The 531-nt window shown below is 36.7% G+C and carries 1 protein-coding gene; it reads left to right on the top strand.

From position 1 onward, the window contains the following. A partial coding sequence (locus RVS70_RS21965) for a transposase (RefSeq protein ID WP_321134836.1) occupies positions 1 to 531 on the top strand: 531 nt, incomplete at both ends.

Here is a 531-nt window from a genome sequence, read left to right as displayed (position 1 = left end):
CTACGGATACTCGCACGTTTATTCCTTTTCTCAATAATATTGAAGAAAGGTACTTCAAGTTACCCAAGTATATTGTCGCTGACGCCGGTTATGGTAGTGAACAAAATTATAGTGAGGTATTACACCGGAATAGAACTCCACTCATTACGTATAATACCTATCGGAAAGAAAAGAAAAAGAAATATAAAGAAAATCTTTTTTATGTGTCAAACTGGGACTATGATTCAGACAACGACTTCTTTACTTGCCCAAACGGAAAGAAGGTACCTTTTCAATATCTATCGAATCGAACAGATAAAGCCGGATTTAAACGAACCTTTCGTGTCTATGAATGCGAAGATTGTTCGGGATGTCCATTACGCGTTCATTGTACCAAAGCAAAAGGAAATCGTAAGATTTTCTACAATGCCCATTGGGAACAGCAAAAAGCATATATAAGAGAGCAGCTTTCAAAAGAAGAAACGGGAGAAATCTATGGAAAACGTAAAATAGATGTAGAACCTGTCTTCGGATTTTTGAAGGCTAATTTGC

It is taken from the genome of Virgibacillus sp. M23 (assembly GCF_034190895.1).
Lineage (GTDB): Bacteria > Bacillota > Bacilli > Bacillales > Amphibacillaceae > Virgibacillus > Virgibacillus salarius.
The sequence above is the reverse complement of the archived record's forward strand: the minus strand, read 5'-3'. Positions and strand labels throughout refer to the sequence as shown.